Source organism: Photobacterium leiognathi (assembly GCF_030685535.1).
Lineage (GTDB): Bacteria > Pseudomonadota > Gammaproteobacteria > Enterobacterales > Vibrionaceae > Photobacterium > Photobacterium leiognathi.
Map to the genome: position 1 here is coordinate 1248208 of NZ_CP131601.1, position 19427 is coordinate 1267634.

18 protein-coding genes are annotated in these 19427 nt (G+C 40.7%); 11 read left to right on the top strand and 7 right to left on the bottom strand.

Translation table 11 applies throughout. From position 1 onward, the window contains the following. Window positions 1-76: 76 nt before the first annotated feature. Genes Q7674_RS12880 through Q7674_RS12890 form a run of 3 tightly spaced genes read left to right on the top strand, consistent with a single transcriptional unit; the run spans window position 77 to window position 5279 of the window. Window positions 77-1114, top strand: a complete 1038-nt coding sequence (locus Q7674_RS12880; RefSeq protein ID WP_045063015.1) for an efflux RND transporter periplasmic adaptor subunit — start codon at window positions 77-79, stop codon at window positions 1112-1114. Then, the gene (locus tag Q7674_RS12885) at window positions 1111-2205 is read left to right on the top strand and encodes an efflux RND transporter periplasmic adaptor subunit (RefSeq protein WP_045063016.1); all 1095 of its coding nucleotides are present in this window, start codon (window positions 1111-1113) and stop codon (window positions 2203-2205) included. Before Q7674_RS12880 ends, Q7674_RS12885 begins: the two co-directional genes overlap by 4 nt. Continuing rightward, window positions 2205-5279, top strand: coding sequence for an efflux RND transporter permease subunit (locus tag Q7674_RS12890; RefSeq protein WP_305423928.1), 3075 nt, complete (start codon window positions 2205-2207; stop codon window positions 5277-5279). Before Q7674_RS12885 ends, Q7674_RS12890 begins: the two co-directional genes overlap by 1 nt. A gap of 89 nt (window positions 5280-5368) precedes the next feature. Here Q7674_RS12890 and pyrC read toward each other — a convergent pair whose 3' ends face one another. From pyrC to Q7674_RS12905, 3 genes are all read right to left on the bottom strand, one after another. Beyond that, the gene (gene pyrC, locus Q7674_RS12895; protein WP_045063018.1) at window positions 5369-6400 is read right to left on the bottom strand and encodes a dihydroorotase; all 1032 of its coding nucleotides are present in this window, start codon (window positions 6398-6400) and stop codon (window positions 5369-5371) included. Window positions 6401-6565: 165 nt separating this feature from the next. Next, window positions 6566-7495 carry a DMT family transporter gene (locus tag Q7674_RS12900; RefSeq protein ID WP_305423929.1) on the bottom strand — a complete coding sequence of 310 codons (930 nt, stop codon included), beginning with the start codon at window positions 7493-7495 and terminating at the stop codon, window positions 6566-6568. 200 nt (window positions 7496-7695) lie between these two features. Then, entirely contained in the window at window positions 7696-8646 is a 951-nt protein-coding gene (locus Q7674_RS12905) for a LysR family transcriptional regulator (protein ID WP_045063019.1), read from the bottom strand. Between the two features lie 98 nt (window positions 8647-8744). On the opposite strand from Q7674_RS12905, the gene Q7674_RS12910 reads away from it, so the two are divergent. Continuing rightward, window positions 8745-9695, top strand: a complete 951-nt coding sequence (locus Q7674_RS12910) for a DMT family transporter (RefSeq protein WP_107229567.1) — start codon at window positions 8745-8747, stop codon at window positions 9693-9695. 48 nt (window positions 9696-9743) lie between these two features. Here Q7674_RS12910 and Q7674_RS12915 read toward each other — a convergent pair whose 3' ends face one another. Next, window positions 9744-11711 carry a methyl-accepting chemotaxis protein gene (locus Q7674_RS12915; protein ID WP_080892186.1) on the bottom strand — a complete coding sequence of 656 codons (1968 nt, stop codon included), beginning with the start codon at window positions 11709-11711 and terminating at the stop codon, window positions 9744-9746. Window positions 11712-12085: 374 nt separating this feature from the next. Here Q7674_RS12915 and hinT point away from each other — a divergent pair, with 374 nt between their 5' ends. From hinT to Q7674_RS12950, 7 genes are all read left to right on the top strand, one after another. After that, window positions 12086-12436 (top strand): purine nucleoside phosphoramidase, encoded by a 351-nt coding sequence (gene hinT, locus Q7674_RS12920; protein WP_008986761.1) that lies wholly within the window; start codon window positions 12086-12088, stop codon window positions 12434-12436. A gap of 320 nt (window positions 12437-12756) precedes the next feature. Beyond that, a complete protein-coding gene (locus Q7674_RS12925) occupies window positions 12757-13143 on the top strand; it encodes a YcfL family putative periplasmic lipoprotein (protein ID WP_045063020.1) in 387 nt (128 codons plus the stop codon). Between the two features lie 30 nt (window positions 13144-13173). Then, on the top strand, window positions 13174-13758 hold the full coding sequence (lpoB, locus tag Q7674_RS12930) for a penicillin-binding protein activator LpoB (RefSeq protein ID WP_045063021.1): 585 nt from the start codon (window positions 13174-13176) through the stop codon (window positions 13756-13758). A gap of 35 nt (window positions 13759-13793) precedes the next feature. Further along, window positions 13794-14711, top strand: coding sequence for a phosphotransferase (locus Q7674_RS12935; RefSeq protein WP_045063022.1), 918 nt, complete (start codon window positions 13794-13796; stop codon window positions 14709-14711). 68 nt (window positions 14712-14779) lie between these two features. Beyond that, window positions 14780-15619: a DUF6279 family lipoprotein gene (locus Q7674_RS12940; RefSeq protein WP_237156717.1), complete on the top strand. Its 840-nt coding sequence runs from the start codon at window positions 14780-14782 to the stop codon at window positions 15617-15619. 184 nt (window positions 15620-15803) lie between these two features. Continuing rightward, on the top strand, window positions 15804-16343 hold the full coding sequence (gene ycfP, locus Q7674_RS12945; RefSeq protein WP_008986766.1) for an alpha/beta hydrolase YcfP: 540 nt from the start codon (window positions 15804-15806) through the stop codon (window positions 16341-16343). 189 nt (window positions 16344-16532) lie between these two features. Next, window positions 16533-17822 carry an NAD(P)/FAD-dependent oxidoreductase gene (locus tag Q7674_RS12950; protein ID WP_008986767.1) on the top strand — a complete coding sequence of 430 codons (1290 nt, stop codon included), beginning with the start codon at window positions 16533-16535 and terminating at the stop codon, window positions 17820-17822. Window positions 17823-17907: 85 nt separating this feature from the next. On the opposite strand, the gene bamJ is transcribed toward Q7674_RS12950, so the two are convergent. From bamJ to Q7674_RS12965, 3 genes are all read right to left on the bottom strand, one after another. Beyond that, on the bottom strand, window positions 17908-18381 hold the full coding sequence (bamJ, locus tag Q7674_RS12955; protein ID WP_008986768.1) for a BamJ family beta-barrel-assembly machinery protein: 474 nt from the start codon (window positions 18379-18381) through the stop codon (window positions 17908-17910). A 94-nt stretch (window positions 18382-18475) separates the two neighbouring features. Continuing rightward, the gene (locus Q7674_RS12960; protein ID WP_008986769.1) at window positions 18476-18715 is read right to left on the bottom strand and encodes a YecH family metal-binding protein; all 240 of its coding nucleotides are present in this window, start codon (window positions 18713-18715) and stop codon (window positions 18476-18478) included. 122 nt (window positions 18716-18837) lie between these two features. Further along, a complete protein-coding gene (locus Q7674_RS12965; RefSeq protein ID WP_045063024.1) occupies window positions 18838-19392 on the bottom strand; it encodes a GNAT family N-acetyltransferase in 555 nt (184 codons plus the stop codon). Window positions 19393-19427: the final 35 nt, after the last annotated feature.

Consider the following 19427-nt stretch of genomic DNA (forward strand, 5'->3'; position numbering starts at 1 on the left):
TATTCATAAATATATTTTCTTTATAAATATTTTAACAAAACAGTGCCCTCGTTTATGGATGATGATGGAGAGTTCTATGAGGCGACAAGTTTATATAGCGGTTTTGGCATGTGTTGCCTTGATCGGCTGTAAAGAAGACAAAGCGATGGTGAAGGAACCAGAGTCGCGACCAGTGAAATTACAATCGGTATCAGTGGGTGATAATGAGTCACTGCGTTCATTTCCTGCCATTGTTGAAGCGGGTGATAAAGCAGTATTGGCATTTCGTGTCTCAGGACAATTAAATAATGTTCAAGCACATCCCGGAGAGTTTGTTCGCAAAGGGCAAACCTTAGCCACATTAAATCCAGATGAGTTATCGCTATTGGTGAAACAAGCACAGGCTCAATATGATTTAGCCAATGTGCAATTTAAACGTAATAGACAATTACGTAAAACTAACGTGGTATCAGAACTTGACTATGATGCGTCAAAAGCCAATTTAAAACAGGCAAAAGCGGCATTAGATAAAGCCAAATCTAATTTAAGCTATGCCAAGTTGATTGCACCTTATGATGGGCATTTATCGTTATCTATGATTGAAAACTTTGAATATGTGGCAGCTAAACAGCCAGTCATGCATATTCAAAGTGCCAAGTTGATCAATATGACCTTCCAGTTACCAGACTATTTACTCGCACGTTTTCAAGGTCATGCTGAAGAGATTAATCCGACGGTGGCATTTGATGCCTTAGCCAATCAAACCTTTCCTGCGCAATTTAAAGAAATTGACACCGAGCCCGATAGCAAAACGTCAAGTTACAAAGTTACTCTTTCTATGGCACGTCCAGAGGGGAGCAATATTATGCCGGGTATGTCTGGCTCTGTGACGATTGTACTTCCTCATGGTAATGCTGGGGCAATTCCAACTCGTGCTGTTATCACTGAAGGTAATAAACACTTTGTTTGGCGTGTGAATGACAAACAACAAGTTGAGAGAGTTGAAGTCACGCTAGATAAAAATAACCGTGTGATTTCAGGGCTCAATGATGGTGATGTGATAGCAACATCTGGTGTTTCTGAATTACAAGCTGGTCAAAAGGTCCGCTCATGGATCAAGGAGCGTGGACTATGATCAAGTCTTATCGTTTATTAACACTGACGGTGTGTGCTTCTTTTCTATTATTAGGTTGTGAAAAGCCGCAAGTCGAGCCTCGTGTCGCGCAACCGATTGTTAAAGTACAAACCGTAAAAGAGGGCAGTAAACCGCCTAAATTAACTTTCCCTGCGGTAGCTTCTGCTGCAGATAAATCTATTTTGTCATTTAGAATTGCAGGGGAAATCACTCAGGTATTAGTACATTCTGGGGATACGGTGAAGAAAGGGCAACTGCTAGCCAGACTCGATCCCCGTGATTACAAACTCGGTGTTGATGATGCTCAGGCAAAGTTTAATGTTGCTGATAGCCAATATCGACGTTCAGCTAAATTGTTACGTAATGGCTATTTACCGCAATCACAATTCGATGAACTAGAAGCACAGCGTAGTATAGCGAAAGCAAATTTAGAACTAGCGAAACTCCAATTGAGTTTTACCGAATTAAAAGCCCCTTTTGATGGTGTTATTTCCATTATTCCCGTCGAGCAATTTGAGAATATTAAAGTTGGTCAGCAGATCATGAATATCCATAGTGTTAACTCGGTGGATATCGAGATCCAAGCGCCAGATATGATTTATTCCAAGCAAAGTGTGTTGGATGTTGATAATGGTGATCGCTCTGCGGCAAAAGTTATCCTTCCTAATGGTGAAAAGCTACCTGTTAAATTAAAAGAGTTTACCACTGAGCCGGATCCTGAATCGGGATCTTTCCTTGTCACACTCACTATGCCAATGCCTAAGGATCAATTTATTTTGGATGGTATGTCGGTTGAAGTGGAAGCTGATGCTCAGAAATTACAGGTGTATAAAGTTGGTCAACAAATTGTCCCATTAGAAGCCTTATTTAACCAAGACGGTGACGCAATAGAAGCGACACATAAATATGTTTGGGTACTCACTCCTGAAAGCACAGTGACAAAACGTTTAGTTGTTACGGACAAAGTCGTCCCTGAAGGAGTGAGACTAAAATCAGGTCTTCAGGAAGGTGAAAAAGTTGTTATCACTGGAGTAAACCGCTTAAGAGAGGGACAAAAAGTGGTGGTGTTAGCTAAGGAGGGCCAACAATAATGAAACAAGATATAGCGACTTATTTTATCAAGAATAAGGTGATCAGCTGGATGCTGACGCTCATATTTCTTGTCGGTGGTACATTTTCTTTCTTTGGTTTAGGGCAGCTAGAAGATCCCGCATTTACGATTAAAGATGCCATGGTGGTGACGGCTTACCCAGGGGCTACACCACAACAAGTAGAAGAAGAAGTTACTTATCCAATAGAAAAGGCGATTCAGCAGTTAACCTATGTTGATGAAGTGAACTCCATTTCTAGCCGTGGTTTATCGCAAATCACGGTCACCATGAAAAACAACTATGGTCCTGATGATCTACCACAAATCTGGGATGAGCTCCGTCGTAAGGTAAATGATATTTCATCAAATTTACCGCCCGGTGTTGCTAAGCCTAAAGTGATTGATGATTTCGGTGATGTTTACGGTATTTTGCTGGCTATCACAGGTGATGGTTATAGCTATAAAGAGCTAAGTGATTATGTGGATTACTTACGCCGTGAAATTGAGCTGGTAGATGGTGTTGGTAAAGTCGGCGTTACGGGGAATCAGCAAGAGCAAGTCTTTATTGAGATCTCAATGCAGCGTTTAAGTAGCTTGGGGATTTCTCTCGAAACGATTTACAACATTTTAGCGACACAAAATTTAGTGACTAGCGCAGGCGCTGTACGTATTGGTGATGAATACGTGCGTGTTCATCCTACGGGTGAGTTTAAAAATGTTGATGAGTTGGGTGATTTGATCATTACCGAAAAGGGAGCAAATGGCCTTATTTATCTGCGTGATGTTGCTGATATCAAAAAAGGCTTTAAAGAAATTCCTGATAATTTAGTGGGCTTTAATGGTCATGAAGCACTGAATGTGGGGGTTTCCTTTGTCGAAGGCGTCAATGTTGTTGAAGTCGGTCAGCGTGTTATGCAAAAGCTGGCTGAACTCAAAGAGCAACAACCCGTTGGTATTGATATTGATGCAGTTTATAGCCAGCCAATAGAAGTTGATAAATCAGTTAGTGGTTTTGTGGTTAGCTTAGGTCAAGCAGTTGTCATTGTTATTGTCGTACTGCTGTTTTTCATGGGGCTGCGCTCAGGCTTACTGATTGGTTTGATCTTATTGCTAACAGTGCTGGGCACGTTCGTGTTCATGAAGTGGTTGGCGATTGATTTACAACGTATCTCATTAGGTGCCTTGGTTATTGCTCTGGGTATGCTGGTGGATAACGCCATCGTGGTGGTCGAAGGGATATTGATAGGGATGCAAAAAGGTCGAACGCGAATGCAGGCGGCCTCTGATATTGTTACCCAAACCAAGTGGTCATTATTGGGTGCAACGGTGATTGCGGTAATGGCATTTGCGCCTATTGGTCTATCGCAAGACTCAACCTATGAATATTGTCGAACGCTATTTACCGTGCTTCTTATTTCCCTCATGTTGAGTTGGTTTACAGCGATCTCGTTAACCCCATTCTTTGCTGATCTTTTCTTTAAGAATGTCAAAGTCGATCAAGCTGATGATCAAAAAGATCCTTATGGCAGCATTTTCTTTGTTGTTTATCGTAAGTCATTAGAGTTTTGTATGCGCCAAGCGTGGATGACAGTGATCGTATTGATCTTGATGCTAGGCGGTAGTGTGTATGGTTTTACATTATTGAAACAATCGTTCTTCCCGGCATCAACAACACCTATGTTTATGGTTGATGTTTGGCTCCCTGAAGGGACTGATATTCGTGCCACTAACGATACTTTAAAACAACTTGAGAAAGTGGTGGGGGCTGAAGAAGGGGTTGAATACGTTAGCTCAAGCGCAGGTAAAGGCTCGCAACGCTTTATGCTGACTTATGCGCCTGAGAAAAGTTATGCCGCTTATGGCGAACTAATTGTTCGGGTTGATTCGTTTGAAAGCGTAGTGCCTGTAATGAAAAAGTTCAGGGAGCAACTAGATAAAGATTTTCCTGAAATTGAATACAAAGCCAAATTGGTAATGTTAGGTCCTTCATCGGGTTCGAAAATTGAAGCGCGAATAGTGGGTTCCGATCCAACGGTACTGCGAGGTATAGCATCGCAAGTGGTTGATGTGATGAATGCCGATCCTGGGGCATTTAATATTCGTCATGATTGGCGTGAACGCACCAAGGTGATTGAACCTGTATTTAATGAAAGCCAAGCAAGACGTTACGGTATTACTAAAAAAGACGTCGATGAGTTACTGCAAATGGCATTCTCAGGGCTCAATATCGGTTTATATCGTGAAGGCACTAACTTAATGCCAATTGTGGCACGTTTACCGGAAGAAGAGCGTGTAGATATAAGCACAATTGAAGGGATGAAAATTTGGAGCCCTGCGATCCAAGGTTACATTCCGTTGCAACAAGTTGTGTTAGATGTGAATGTACGCTGGGAAGATCCGTTAGTGGTACGTAAAAACCGCAAACGTGTATTAACGGTTATGGCAGATCCTGATCCTATTGGTGAAGAGACTGCTGCAACCGTACAAAAGCGTATTATGCCAGCGATTGCTGCGATTGAATTACCGGAAGGTTATAGCTTGGAGTGGGGCGGTGAATATGAATCATCAGCAGATGCGCAAGCGTCACTGTTCCAAACTATGCCAATGGGTTATTTAGCGATGTTCCTTATTACTATTTTCCTATTTAATAAGGTAAAAGAAGCCTTGATTGTATGGGCTACCGTACCGTTGGCGATCATTGGCGTGACCTTAGGTTTGCTCTTATTAAATACCCCATTTGGTTTCATGGCATTGCTTGGTTTCTTAAGCCTATCGGGAATGCTGGTGAAAAACGGTATCGTTCTGCTCGATCAAATTGAAATAGAGATAGCAAGCGGTAAGGAGAAATACCAAGCAGTCGTGGATGCAGCAGTAAGTCGTGTACGTCCCGTTTGTATGGCGGCAATAACCACCGTGTTAGGTATGCTCCCACTGTTACCAGATGTGTTCTTTAAGCCAATGGCCGTTACCATTATGTTTGGTTTAAGCTTTGCCACGGTATTAACCTTGATTGTGGTACCTGTGCTATATCGCTTGTTCCATAAATTAAAAGTGCCAAGTAAGCAAACTGCATAACAGTCTGTTTAGTTAACAAGAAAGCGAAACACAAAAAACAAAAAGGCTTCCTGATGGAAGCCTTTATTTTATTCTGTGTTTGTTAGCGATTAAGCATTCACTTTCCAGCTCATGGTTTCGCCAGCTTTAATTGGTACAACTGTGTCGCTACCAAATTGCATTTCTTCAGCAACAGTCCATGACTCTTTTACCAGTGTAATAGTGTCTGTATTACGTGGTAGACCGTAGAAATCAGGGCCATTGAAACTTGCAAAGCCTTCTAGCTTATCTAATGCATTCGCTTGTTCAAATACTTCTGCATAAAGCTCAATAGCTGCGTGAGCTGTGTAAGAGCCAGCACAACCACAAGCTGCTTCTTTACGACCTTTAGCATGTGGCGCAGTATCTGTGCCTAAGAAGAACTTTTTGCTACCACTGGTTGCAGCATCAACTAATGCTTGCTGGTGGGTATTGCGCTTAAGGATTGGCAAACAGTAGAAGTGTGGGCGGATGCCGCCAACTAACATGTGGTTACGGTTAAACATTAAGTGGTGAGCCGTAATCGTTGCAGCAACATTATCACCTGCATTTTTTACGAACTTCACCGCATCTGCTGTGGTGATGTGTTCTAGTACAATTTTTAGTGATGTGAACTCTTCAACGATAGGGCCAAGCACTGTATCTAGGAAAGTTTTCTCACGGTCGAAAATATCAACGTGATCATGAGTCACTTCACCATGAATTAGCAGAGGCATACCCACTTCTTGCATTGCCACTAACGCAGGGCGAATTTTATCAATTGATGTTACGCCTGAGTCTGAGTTAGTTGTTGCACCTGCAGGGTAAAGCTTTGCTGCATACACATGGCCAGATGCTTTCGCTTTCTTAATTTCTTCAGGTGATGTGTTATCTGTTAGATAGATAACCATAAGTGGTGTGAAAGTTGGACTTGGTTGAGCGTCTAGGATGCGCTCGCGGTAAGCTAAAGCAGATTCTGTATCTGTAACAGGAGGGATCAAATTAGGCATGATAATCGCGCGTCCCATGTAACGGCTAATATCCCTTACTGTATCTTTTAATACATCGCCATCACGTAAATGTGTGTGCCAATCATCAGGACGAGTAATCGTTAATGTTGTCATTTTGTTTCCCTTCCAAAAAATTTGCCCGATTCTAAAAGCATCTCAAGGCTAAGTAAAGGTCATTAAACCCACAATGAGTTTGTTTGTTGAAATAAAATGCAATCGTTTGCGAAGTTTACCAAAGACGTAAAGGATCACAGCAATAGAGTAAAAATACCAGTATCATTACTCTCTTTTCTTCATGCTAACGACGGAATACACCACAAACACCATGCCAATAGCGTGAAACCAAGTAAAAGGCTCGCTTAAGATCGTAATGGCAAAAACAGCAGTAATAGCCGATCCCACATTACTGGTTAAACTTAGCTGAGATGGGGTGAGTTTCTGCATAGCTGCAGCAACGAAGAAAGAGGGAAGTACGGTACAGAAGATCCCAAGGGCGATCCCTAATCCGATTAGTTGAGGATCCAACGTGATCACATTGATGCCTTGCCACTGACTTTGAATCAAAATAACGATCCCAGCAGATCCCATACCAATACAAGTAAATAGCTGGCTTCCCATTTGGCTAATTAACTTTTTGCTCATAATTAAATAACAAGCAAAGATAAAAGCAGAAGCCACTGCCAATCCGCTCCCTAATAGAATGTTATTGCCGATATTATTCATGTCATGAAAAACAATTAAAGCAACGCCGATATAACCAAGAAAAATCGCTTTAAAAGTACCTTTTACGGGTGTTTGCTTTAATACAATCCAGCTGATTAACACGACAAAACTTGGAAATAAAAAGATCAATAGTCGTTCTAATTGCGCACTGATATATGCCATAGCTGCAATATCTAAATATGATGCTAAATAGTAACCAAGAATGCCCACAGCACTGGCAGCTAAGCCATAACGTTTGAAATTGGTTCGATTCTCTGTTTTTCTCAGCAACCAGAACATCATAATGATGTAAATAGGAACTGAGCTAAAAGCACGTAATGCCATAATTGAGACAGCATCGCCACCAAACTGGTAAGCAAGCTTAATAAAGACAGGTTTGATGGAAAATAACGCTGTACCAATTAGCGCAAAAAAGATGCCTTGATTGATATTAGGATAGGATGTTTCGCTATTTTCTATGGGTTTATCTTGGGTTGATTGTGTCATGTTATTTCTCGCTGAATGTTAATAAAAAGGCTGCGAGAAATGCGGTAGGTCACTGGCTGAGCATAACTCACAGCCAGATAGCAATAGACTACCGACCGGATGGCAGTAGCGTATTGAGGAGCCAAGTGTAGATAGTTGAGTGGTTCATAAGTTGCCTATTTATTGAGCATTAAAATCAACTTACGTGAATAAATAATGAGTTACAAGCTATTAATTGCATTCATTAATGATTTGTTTTCTGCACAAGTAAATTGCTCGGTTATAAAATCAATAAAAGCTCTCTGTCGATAAGGCATATTGAGGTTTGGAAGATACTGCATAAAGACTTCACCTTGGTAATTATCGAGTAATACCCAATGTGGCAGTACGGGGGTTAATGCACCTGACTCGATGGCTTTCTTAGCCACAAAAAAAGGTAATACAGCAATACCAAAATGATTCAGTGCTGCTTCTAACCGCATTTCAGTATGGTTAACAATATAACGACCATTAACAGTTACCGTTACTTGCTCATTGTCTGTTTTAAAACGCCATTGGTTATCGACAATGGTTTCTCCAAGATAAATACAATCATGATCGACTAACTGCTTGGGATGCTGTGGCATACCTCGTTGGGTGAGATATTGTGGTGATGCACATAAGACGAGATGGTTAGTGGCTAAGTTTTTTGCAACCAAGTTAGCTTGTGGTTTATTGGTAAGTTTAAAAACCACATCGACATCGTGATAGATAGGATCTATCGGTTTATCCGTTACTTCTATCTTTAGCTTAATTTTTGGATGTTGCTCTACAAATGACAGCAGTAAAGGCTGAAGCACTTGGCGACAAAATGCCTTTGGTGAAGCGATGGTTAATTGTCCTTCTACTTCTTGTGTATGGTTAGCCGCAAGATCTACCACATCCTGTGCATTTTGTAGGATATTCTTACCGTATTGATAAGCTTCTTGCCCTGCATGAGTCAGTGATTGGCTACGTGTACTTCTTTTGATCAGCTGTACTTGCAGCTCTTTTTCTAATCGACTTATCTGTCGGCTAATGCCTGATGGTGTCATCCCCAGCTTTTTTGCCGCAGCACTGAAACTGTCAGACTCCACAACAGTAACAAATGCTGCGATATCAGGTAGAAGCTGAATGATTTTATTTTTGTCCATCAGTCACAAATCCTTTGCTTAGAGTGTGGATTATCAATTATCAGTCAAACATATAACATTCATTCTTACAAGATTGCAGCGAAAGAAAGGAAGAATGAATGGAACACGTAGAACAGCATAAAGTCGGATCTTTGAATAAATCGTCAATAGCAATAATTGGCGTGTTAGCTGCTGCAGTTTTTTGGGGAACTAGTTTTGGTGTTGCCAAAGAAGCAATGCTTTATACCGGTGTATTAATGTTTTTGGTGATACGTTTTTGTTGCACTCTCGTGGTGATATATCCTTTAGTCGCGAAAAAAATAAATTGGAAAGTTTGGCGTCAAATAGCACCAACAGGCGCAATATTAAGCATTATTTATTTAGCTGAAACTTATGGTTTAAAGCACACCACGGCGTCTAATGCCGCTTTTTTAATCAGCCTATTTATTATCTTTACACCTGGTGTTGATGCACTGATAAATCGCCACAAAATAGCTGTAACAGATTTGTTTGCTGGGGTGATTGCAATTGCAGGAGTGTGGCTGTTAGTGGGGGACAGTTTAAATACTGTCGATTTTAATATCGGTAATATTTTAATTTTGATCGCGGCATTAGGGCGTGCAGCTTTTGTTGTAACAACGAAAAAGAAAATGGATACACAGCCTAGTGATCCTATGGTAGTGACTTTCATTCAGCTATCAGTAGTAACGTTAGTTTGTATATTTTTGCTGATCTTAACAGTACCTAGTGAGCAGTATGTTTTACCTAACGCGATGAATTTTTGGCTTTACATTGGTTATCTCGTGGTATTTTGCACCTTGTTTGCTTTTTATATTCAAAACTATGGTGTGAAACATACCAGCCCGACTCAAGTTTCATTTTTACTAGGGCTTGAGCCAGTGTTTGGTGGTTTATTTGCTCACTGGTGGTTAGGGGAAAGATTCGATAGCATTCAGTGGATAGGAGCAGGCTTGATTGTTTTTGCTGCAATGTTTATTTCACTCAAGTTCTCTTTTCGTCGACGAATAAAAATAAGCCATGTTGCAGAGATAGAAAAGCCGATCGGATGATCGGCTTAACATGAGTATCGCAATGGCAATGACCAATTGTTGATAAGTTTACAGCTTAAATTTATGTACCAATTGGTTTTGCTCTGTTGCCAACGTATCAAGCATTGAACTGGCTTCAGCCACTTCTTCCATTGCAGTGTAGTTGGTATCAGCAATATGACTGATGTCTTCTAGGCTGCGAGCAATATCTGCCGTTGTTGTGCGTTGCTCTTCAGCCGATTGTGCAATTTGGCTACTCATTTGGCTAATTTCAATGATAATCGCTTGGATCTCTTCCATTGCACTATTAGCATCAGATGCTTGGTTGATGCTGTTATCCATTTCGGTTACACAGCTCTGCATCATTTCCATTGCTTGGCCTGAACTACTTTGTAGGTTCTGGATCATGGATTCAATTTCAGAGGTAGAGTCAGTAGTACGTTTCGCTAGCACTCGTACTTCATCTGCAACCACCGCAAAACCTCGACCTTGATCGCCAGCACGTGCGGCTTCAATGGCAGCGTTAAGTGCTAGTAAGTTAGTTTGATCGGCGATATTACGGATCACATCTAAGATAGAGCCAATATTGCTACTCATTTGCTGTAGATCAGATACTGCTGTTACTGAGTCATCCAAACGAGTTGATAATTGGTGGGCAATATTGATGTTCTTACTCATCACTTCACGCCCTGTCGCGGATGCACGTTCAACCTCGTGAACACGTTCCATGGTGTTTTGCGCACTTTGAGAAACGTCGGTTACAGAATGTTCCATTTCCGTCATTGCTGTTGCGACAGAAACGGTTTGTTCACGTTGATCGTTTAAGCGCTGTTTAGCCAATGCCGTTGTGCTTTGGTTTTCAGCGGCAACTTTAGTTAAATCTTCTGAAGCCTGACTTAATTGGCTAAGGATTTGTTGCAAGTTACCAGCAAGTGTATTGATGTGATGGCTTAGCTTATTGAATTCAATAAACTGTGAGCGCTCGGTACGCTGCGTCATATCGCCATCAGTTAACGATTCTAGCGTTTTCAGCATAGATACCAATGGACGACGTACACTACGCGCTAAATACCAACCAATTGAAATAGCAAGTAAAATAACAATGATACCAATACCAACAGCTTTAGTAATACCTTGGTTGTATGTGCTATCTGCGGTTTGGATAGCTTGATCCATTTGGTTAGTTGCTTGTTGGTTAAACTGCTCAAGGATCGACATTGCTTGGTTAACTTCTTTAGTTAACGTGGCGATGTTGTTATATAGACGGGTTTTCGCTTCAATGTATTCGTAGTGCTGATCAAGTACACCACCTTTCTTACCAATATCTAGGGTGTATTGATTAATCGACTTACCGAATGAATCTTTTAAACCTGAAAGTAGGGTAGTTAAACTACGGAAAGCATTGGCTAGGTGGTTAACGCTACGCTTGTTTGCTTTGATGGCAGTTTCAATACTGCTGATATCGTCAGTCGCTAGTGCATCAGAGGTGATCGTTTCCGTCTCTTTTAATTTAACGAAGAAGTTTTTTGCCATCATTTTAACGGCCATATTATCTTGTTCGTTAATATACTCTTTCATGCCGATACTCAGTTCAGCTTGTAAGCGTTGGAAACGACGAGCTGACTGTTGACGCTCATCACCCGCTAGCATTTGAGTACGGTAGTTTTGCATCGCAACTTGTGCTTCAGCAAAATAACGTTGTTCAAGTGCTGTCAGTGCGTTGATATAGTTAGTGAGCTCTGGGTTACTTTCGGCAACCGCCACTAACTCTTGGCGAGCTGAGGCAAACTCTTTGGTTGCTTTATGAAAATCAGCTTCATAGGTTTTCATTGCAGCCGGATCTTGGCTAGTAAGAAAGTCTTTAAAGGTTTTATCGGCAGCAAGAAGTTTAACGCTTACTTTATTTGATATAGAGACTAAAGGAAGTGCGTCTGTTGTCACCGTTGTTAACTGATTATGGATACGGTTTGTTCCATCAAGCATAAGCACAATGGTTAAAACAAACAATGCAACCATAACCACAAAACCTGAGTACATACGGCGTATGACTGAAGTTTGGCTAGATTTCTTCATAATATCCCTATATTTAGCAAGAGTCAGTGTCATCATACTGCTGACCGATTAGTCAAAACTTTCAACCTGATAATTAATGAATCCTTTGCGCAAAGAATGCTAAATTCGCGACTGAAATTATCAAATTAACTTTAGTCTATACTATCGTCACTTCAGCTAGACTCTTGATAGATAAATCGATTCGGGCATCAATTGTTTGATCGCTGCATCAAAAAAACACGAAAGGATGAAATTTTTTCCTTATAAAATGTTAAAAACGGTGTTCATTATTGCGCAATAGTAATGACTGGCGCATACTCAAGAATCAAATTAATAACAATGAGTTGATGGAGTCAGAAATGGCGGAAGAAACTATCTTCAGTAAAATTATTCGTAAAGAAATTCCAGCCGATATTTTGTATCAAGATGATTTAGTAACGGCATTTCGTGATATTAATCCTCGTGCGCCAAGCCACATCCTAATTATCCCAAATAAACTGATCCCAACAGTGAATGATGTTGAAGCAGATGATGAATTAATGATGGGACGTATGTTCACTGTTGCGCGTCAACTTGCTGAAAAAGAAGGCGTTGCAGAAGATGGTTACCGTTTAATTGTTAACTGTAATCCTCACGGTGGACAAGAAGTTTATCACATCCACATGCACCTACTTGGCGGCCGCCCATTAGGTCCAATGATTGTTGGTTAATTGCTATTTTTGATTCTCTTGACGTAGTTAAGCGAAGAGAGAGAAATATATCGTGTTTATTGAAGCTTGAATATTGCATCTGTTTACATTGTAAATGTGACATTTTGCGCAATATTCAGGCTTTTTTATTGGTCGTTGCTGGTGATAAATACAGCAAAATTGAGAGAAATGCAGAACATTGTTGGCAATCATTGCTAGCTAACATTAAAATTCATTTCCGTTATTGATGAAATGACACAAAAGCAGGACGCACAGTAATAGTGTGGGGTTGTAGACATAAGCACCAGTGTTCTGGTGGTCGCGCTATTAGGAGGCGTGTAATGAAGTATTTAATGGCATTATTTTTAGCACTAATGGTTACAGCATGCAGTAGTGATCCCGCTGGCATTAGTATTGAAAATAGCAATCAAAATGTCGTTATTGGTAATGCTGTTCTTGCACGTAGTTTAGCGTTCAACAATGCCCACACATCTAAGGTTAACGGATTAATGAAAGCGTCTGTTGTAGTCGCGAGTAAAGTTAACACGGATCTGAACTTGCAATACCGATTTTACTGGTATGATGCGCAAGGTTTAGAAGTCAGTGGAAGTGATGCGCCTTGGCACCAATTTGTACTAAAGGGCAATGATACGATGATGCTACAAGGTGTTGCTGAAAAATCAGAAGCAAGCCAATATCGTATTTATGTACGCAAAGCCGAACACTGATTTAATTGAAAATATCATTAAGGTTTCATAATGAAAAAAAGCGTTCTTGCATTATTGGCGGCATCATCACTGTTAGGTGGTTGTGCTCAAACTGTCGATTATGTGAATTCACATATTCCTGAAACGCCATCCATTAACTTTGGCTCTAATGATTTAGAAAATACAGCATCAAAGATGACAACGAAGATGTTGTCTTCACCTGCAGTTGCTTCTATTACTTCTGGTCGTAAGCATCCTATTGTTGTTGTAAACAATATTCAAAATAACACCAGCGGTCATGTAGATACAGCATCACTGACAGATACGATCAAGTCTAAAATCTCACGTTCAGGCAAATTCAAGTTTGCTGAAAAGTCTCGTATTGATGCTGTTCGCCAGCAGATGAATTTCCAAGATGATGATCGTTTTGTTAATCAAAGTACAGCGATTCAATTTGCCAATATGGTGGGCGCGCAGTACATGTTATATGGCAATTTGACCAATACAAGTAAGCGTCAAAACGGTCAAAACGTGCCTTTCTATAAAATGACAATGCGTTTGATGAATACCAAATCTGGCGCGATTGAATGGGCTGACACAGGTTTAGCACCTAAAGGCGATTCTCAAGGTTGGTAATCGTCAACATGGTTTGGTAACGGTACTATTTAGTAATGAAAGATAACGAGCACTTTGATCCTACACCGTTGTCCCTGTTACCAGACGCACAATTTCTAGCAGCGACGCCTCTTTCTGGAGGATTAACCAATCGCTGCTGGAAATTATCGTTATATCACCCCTCAACTCAATCTTCTGCTGATTATGTATGGCGACCATTAACTCAATCGGCATATATGTTTGGTGTTAATCGCCAGCATGAATATCAATTACTGCAAGCTATTGCTGAAAGTGGTATTGCACCTAAGTCTTATTCATTATTACCGCCGTCATCATCAATGAATGAACAGGTATTAATAGTTGAGTGGCTAGAAGGAAAACAAGCTGCTGATGATGTTTCTGATACACAGCTATGTCAATTGCAGGCGCAGATCCATGCTTTACCTTTGCCGGAGCATCGTTTAGAGGTAAAACAGCGCTTATCATTTTATTGGCAACATATCCCCGAGCAATTTAAGTCCATTCAATTAGTGGCGATTCATCACTATTTTCAAGCGCAATCTTTTCCTCAGTATTTTTCAGATACTTGCTGTCATTTTGATTTAGGGCGATACAACATCATTGTACCTTGCGAGCATCAGTCGATTGCACAGGGTGAGCAACCGAGGTTAACAGTCATTGATTGGGAATATGCAGCTGCTGGCAATCCATCGTTAGATTTAGCCATGACCATTATTGCTAATGATTTAGATCTTGAGCGTGCCGTAACGGATTATTGCCGAGCAAGACTGCAACATGACGATACTTTTGTTGTTAATTTTGAGCATTGGGTTGAGGCTGTCAATGCATGGCAACCTTGGTGTGAGTATCTAGCACTGCTTTGGTATCTGGTTGGTTATCAAGTATGGGAAGATGAAGAGTATTTTTATCAAGCAAATAGATTAGAGCAAAAGTTAGCGTCACTCGTAAATTAATCATCCTGTCATTGTGATTGTGGCAAGCTATGATTATTGTTGAAGCGTTTGTACAAGGAGCTGTACTGATGTGGAAAAGAATAGTAACTGCGATACTGATGGTCTTTATGCTATCAAGTTGCACCTTAAAATTAGGTTATAACTCACTCGATTTTTGGATAGATTATTACCTGTCTGATTACCTTGATCTTAATTCAGCTCAACAAAGCCAGTTAGAGCAAGGCTTAGATAGCGCACTTGCTGAACATCGCAAACAGATCTTACCTCAATTTCATCGTTTAATTTTTTCTCTCCAAAACGATTTGAAACAGCCGCTCACTGCCGAGCAAATTGCCCATTATCACGATGCTTTCACCAAAGCAGGACAAGCCTCAGCTGTTGTTTTTGTCGCACCTATTACTAAGGTGGTTAAAACAATGGGGCCGAAACAAGTCAGTTACAGCTTACAAGCGATACAAGAAGAGATCAGCGAACGTAAAAAAGAGCGATTATCAAAAACAGCTAAAGAGCGCTTACAAGACCGTTACGATGAGTTAGAAGATAAAGCGACAGATTGGATAGGGCGGTTAACCCAACCTCAGAAACAGCTGATAATGCAATTAGCGCAATTGCAATTACAGCAATCGACAGTGTTTCAAAATATCGCACAGAATAATGTGTCACAGCTAACTAAGGCATTAAAGCAGCGTAGCGCCCCTGAATTTGAACAAATTATTACGCTACAAGTAAAAAATATTATTGGCTTTGAAAGTTCGATATATCAGTCGCAACTTGATAAATATTTGGCGCAGCGATTTGAAATAATGCGACAGTTAAACCACAGTTTAAGCCAGCAACAGTTACAGCATTTACAGGCAGAGCTGACGGAATTGCGTAAAGACATCGCGGAATTAATTCAAAACCGATAATGGTATTGATATTGCGCAGCGTACTTTTGCTGACTGGAATATCGATATATAGCTAGATTGTTGCAAAGTTTGCAGCGAAGATCATAAATTTTACAATCGTTCTGCTAAACCACATTAAAAGTGTTAGATTTATACAGTTCGAAAAGGACAGGATAATATTTAGTGAAAGCGAGAGGGAATTGAAATGATTATTTATTTGCACGGCTTCGACTCAACAAGCCCTGGTAATCATGAAAAGGTTTTGCAATTGCAGTTTATCGACCCTGATGTCCGCTTTGTAAACTACAGCACACTTCATCCTAAGCATGATATGCAACACCTATTAAAAGAGGTGCACAAGCTGGTGGATGAAAGTAAGGATGAGTCGCCATTGATTTGTGGTGTGGGGTTGGGGGGCTATTGGGCTGAGCGTATTGGCTTCTTATGTGGGATTAAACAAGTCATTTTTAACCCAAATTTACATCCTGAGTTGAATATGGAAGGACGCATTGATCGCCCTGAAGAATATTCTGACATTATGACGAAATGCGTAGAGGATTTTCGTAAAAAAAATGCAGGTAATTGTCTTTGCATACTTTCAACTAATGACGAAGTATTAGATAATCAAGCTACAAAAGATGAGCTAGATCAATTTTATGACATTATGTGGGATGAAAACGAAACACATAAGTTCAAGAAGATCTCGCAACATCTACAAAAAATAAAAGCGTTTAAAGCGCAATAGTAACGAAACATACTACCTCCTACATTACAGACGGATCATGGATCCGTCTGCCTACATATGTGGCCTTACTGGTCTCAGATACCTTTTTGCCTAGCAGTCTGGTTGCTCAATAAACAATCAAAAAACAGTCTGTTATGCAGTTAGGTATTTGTCGGTTTAAAAATTCATAAAATTAGAGAGGAAGTAATTTTGACTCGAATTATCGTTGTTGGAGGCGGTGCAGGTGGTTTAGAGCTTGCTACAAAGCTTGGTCGTACCCTGGGTCGTAAAGGTCGTGCAGAAGTTACTTTAGTGGATCGTCGTGCAAGTCACCTATGGAAACCGTTACTACATGAAGTAGCAACAGGTTCATTGGATGCAGGTGTCGATGCAATCAGTTATCGCGCACATGCGAAAAATCACCACTTTGATTTCCAAATGGGCTCATTAGAAGGCATTGATCGTGATAATAAAACCATCACACTTGCTGCACTGTATGATAAGCAAAATGAGTTGTTAGTGCCTGAGCGTACGTTAGAGTACGATATTCTTGTGCTAGCGATTGGTTCAACATCTAACGATTTCAACACGCCAGGGGTTCGTGAACACTGTATTTTCTTAGATAGCCCTGAGCAAGCACACCGTTTCCGCTCTGAAATGAACAATCAGTTCATGAAGTTACATGGTAATAAAGAGCAGAAAACTGTGGATATTGCGATTGTTGGTGCGGGTGCAACAGGCGTTGAACTTTCAGCTGAGCTGCACAATGCGGTACAAGAGCTACATAACTATGGTTTCGGTGACTTAGATAGCTCTCGTCTAAACGTAAACCTAGTTGAAGCAGGCGATCGTATTCTTCCTGCGCTACCACCACGTATTTCTCAAGCGGCACACAGTGAGCTAACGAAATTGGGTGTAACCGTTCGCACAGGCACTATGGTGACTAAAGCGGATGAAACTGGTTTAACAACTAAAGATGGCGATCATATTCCTGCACAAATCATGGTGTGGGCTGCAGGTATTAAAGCGCCTGATTTTATGAAAGATATCGCAGGTCTAGAAACCAACCGTATCAATCAGTTAGTGGTTAAGCCAACACTACAAACAACACGTGATGATGATATTTACGTTATCGGTGATTTGGCATCATGTGTACAAGAAGATGGTTCATTTGTACCACCTCGTGCACAGGCTGCACACCAGATGGCAAGCCGTTGTTTCTCAAACATCGTAGCGAAAATTACCGATCGTGAGCAAAAGCCTTACGTGTACAGTGATCATGGTTCACTAGTATCACTAAGCCGTTTCTCAACTGTAGGTAGCCTGATGGGTAACCTATCAAAAGGTTCTATGATGGTTGAGGGGCGTATTGCTCGTATGGTGTATATTTCGCTATACCGCATGCACCAAATGGCGCTACACGGTATGTTTAAAACGGGTCTTATTATGTTAGTAAGCCGTATTAACCGTGTGCTGCGTCCAAGCTTAAAACTACACTAAGCTTAGCTTTGATAAGTAAATAAAAAACGCCAGCATGATTGCTGGCGTTTTTGTTTTAAGCTGTTTAACAGTAGCTTGTTAGCACTTAGTTGATTTTGAATAACTCAACATCAAAGATCAGTACAGAGCCTGGGGGAATGCTACCTGCGCCATTGTTACCGTAAGCCAGATTAGCAGGGATGAAGAAACGGACTTTTTCGCCCACAACCATGTGCTGTAAACCTTCCGTCCAGCCTTTGATCACACGGTTCAGTGGGAAAGAGATCTTCTCGCCACGATCAACAGAGCTATCAAATACAGTTCCATCAATTAATGTACCGTGGTAGTGAACCGTTACACTGTCTGTTGCTTTTGGGTGCTCAGTACCTGTGCCTTTTTGTAGGACAAGGTATTGCAAGCCTGAAGGAGTTGTCTGTACACCTTCTTTTAATTTGTTTTCAGCAAGGAAGGTTTCACCTAACTTGATGTTCTCAGCTGCAACTTGTTTATTGTTGTATGAACGATAAAGGAAGAAAGCCAATAAAACGGCAACCACTACGGCGATAACAATTTTTGACACAATAGTATCCTTACAAATGAATTTGTTGCATCTTACCATTTCACCGTGTTTCTAACAGCATGAAAACGTAAAACAATGGGGCTGGTAACAGCTTTTAGTGATGGCACATATTCGCGATATTGGCGGTGACAATGTCATCGTTGATCGTCACTTTGTTTTTCTCAACAAAGAACTGAAGCAGTTGCTCAATGCTGAGATCTTTTAGTTTACAGGTATAGAAAGTCGCATCAGCGCCAAACTTGTCTGCTACTTCTGTTTTGAGTGTAGCTAAAGTGTATGGCGTGTCTGACTCAATCAGTAAATTTAAGATATCGTGTGCATGAAAAGTGTTCATAATGAAGCTGTCCTTGTTTATTTTTGCTACTTGAGAGCAGCATAAACCAAGGACAAAGCGTGAACGTTGATTTGAATTAATAAATAGCATTTAAAATACAACTATTGATTTCGTATCTTAAATTACACCATTAAATCTGTTGGTACTAACGAGAAGACGAGGCCGTCTAAAGGCTTATTGTGATAGAAAATGCGGTTACGCGCTTCACATTCAAATTGTGCATTGCAGGCTTTAGCTGTTTTTTGACTGGCGTAGTTATCAATGTGAGTAACGATCTCTAATCGTGTTAACCCTAACATTTGAAAGGCAAACTGTACTGCTGCAATATTGGCTTCGGTTGCAAAGCCTTGCTGGTGATAACTGCTTCGTATCCAATAACCTAAATTGGCACTGTTGGTCATTGGAATAATGGCACTGAGTGAAACTGTACCTAAAAATTCGTCATCAAAGCGGTTAAAAATCGCAAATTCGTAGCTAAAATCGGTTTGCCAACTTAGCCTACTAGCATTAATCCACTCATGGGCATCATGTTGATCAAAACGCTCATCACACCATTCCAGCCATGGTGACAAATCAACAGTAGATTCATGTACTGCAGTAAGAAAATCGCTGAGATCGGCATTTTTAAATGGGCGAAGAGTCAGTCGAGGCGTAGAAAGTTCGAAATCAAGTTTCATGGCTATCCTGCCTATAAAGAAGAAAAAGCGTGGAA

Excerpts from the sequence above, each read along its gene's own strand:
- Q7674_RS12880 (WP_045063015.1), top strand. The coding sequence starts at position 77 with ATGAGGCGACAAGTTTATATAGCGGTTTTGGCATGTGTTGCCTTGATC.
- Q7674_RS12885 (WP_045063016.1), top strand. The coding sequence starts at position 1,111 with ATGATCAAGTCTTATCGTTTATTAACACTGACGGTGTGTGCTTCTTTT.
- Q7674_RS12890 (WP_305423928.1), top strand. The coding sequence starts at position 2,205 with ATGAAACAAGATATAGCGACTTATTTTATCAAGAATAAGGTGATCAGC.
- pyrC (WP_045063018.1), bottom strand. The coding sequence starts at position 6,400 with ATGACAACATTAACGATTACTCGTCCTGATGATTGGCACACACATTTA.
- Q7674_RS12900 (WP_305423929.1), bottom strand. The coding sequence starts at position 7,495 with ATGACACAATCAACCCAAGATAAACCCATAGAAAATAGCGAAACATCC.
- Q7674_RS12905 (WP_045063019.1), bottom strand. The coding sequence starts at position 8,646 with ATGGACAAAAATAAAATCATTCAGCTTCTACCTGATATCGCAGCATTT.
- Q7674_RS12910 (WP_107229567.1), top strand. The coding sequence starts at position 8,745 with ATGGAACACGTAGAACAGCATAAAGTCGGATCTTTGAATAAATCGTCA.
- Q7674_RS12915 (WP_080892186.1), bottom strand. The coding sequence starts at position 11,711 with ATGTACTCAGGTTTTGTGGTTATGGTTGCATTGTTTGTTTTAACCATT.
- hinT (WP_008986761.1), top strand. The coding sequence starts at position 12,086 with ATGGCGGAAGAAACTATCTTCAGTAAAATTATTCGTAAAGAAATTCCA.
- Q7674_RS12925 (WP_045063020.1), top strand. The coding sequence starts at position 12,757 with ATGAAGTATTTAATGGCATTATTTTTAGCACTAATGGTTACAGCATGC.
- lpoB (WP_045063021.1), top strand. The coding sequence starts at position 13,174 with ATGAAAAAAAGCGTTCTTGCATTATTGGCGGCATCATCACTGTTAGGT.
- Q7674_RS12935 (WP_045063022.1), top strand. The coding sequence starts at position 13,794 with ATGAAAGATAACGAGCACTTTGATCCTACACCGTTGTCCCTGTTACCA.
- Q7674_RS12940 (WP_237156717.1), top strand. The coding sequence starts at position 14,780 with ATGTGGAAAAGAATAGTAACTGCGATACTGATGGTCTTTATGCTATCA.
- ycfP (WP_008986766.1), top strand. The coding sequence starts at position 15,804 with ATGATTATTTATTTGCACGGCTTCGACTCAACAAGCCCTGGTAATCAT.
- Q7674_RS12960 (WP_008986769.1), bottom strand. The coding sequence starts at position 18,715 with ATGAACACTTTTCATGCACACGATATCTTAAATTTACTGATTGAGTCA.
- Q7674_RS12965 (WP_045063024.1), bottom strand. The coding sequence starts at position 19,392 with ATGAAACTTGATTTCGAACTTTCTACGCCTCGACTGACTCTTCGCCCA.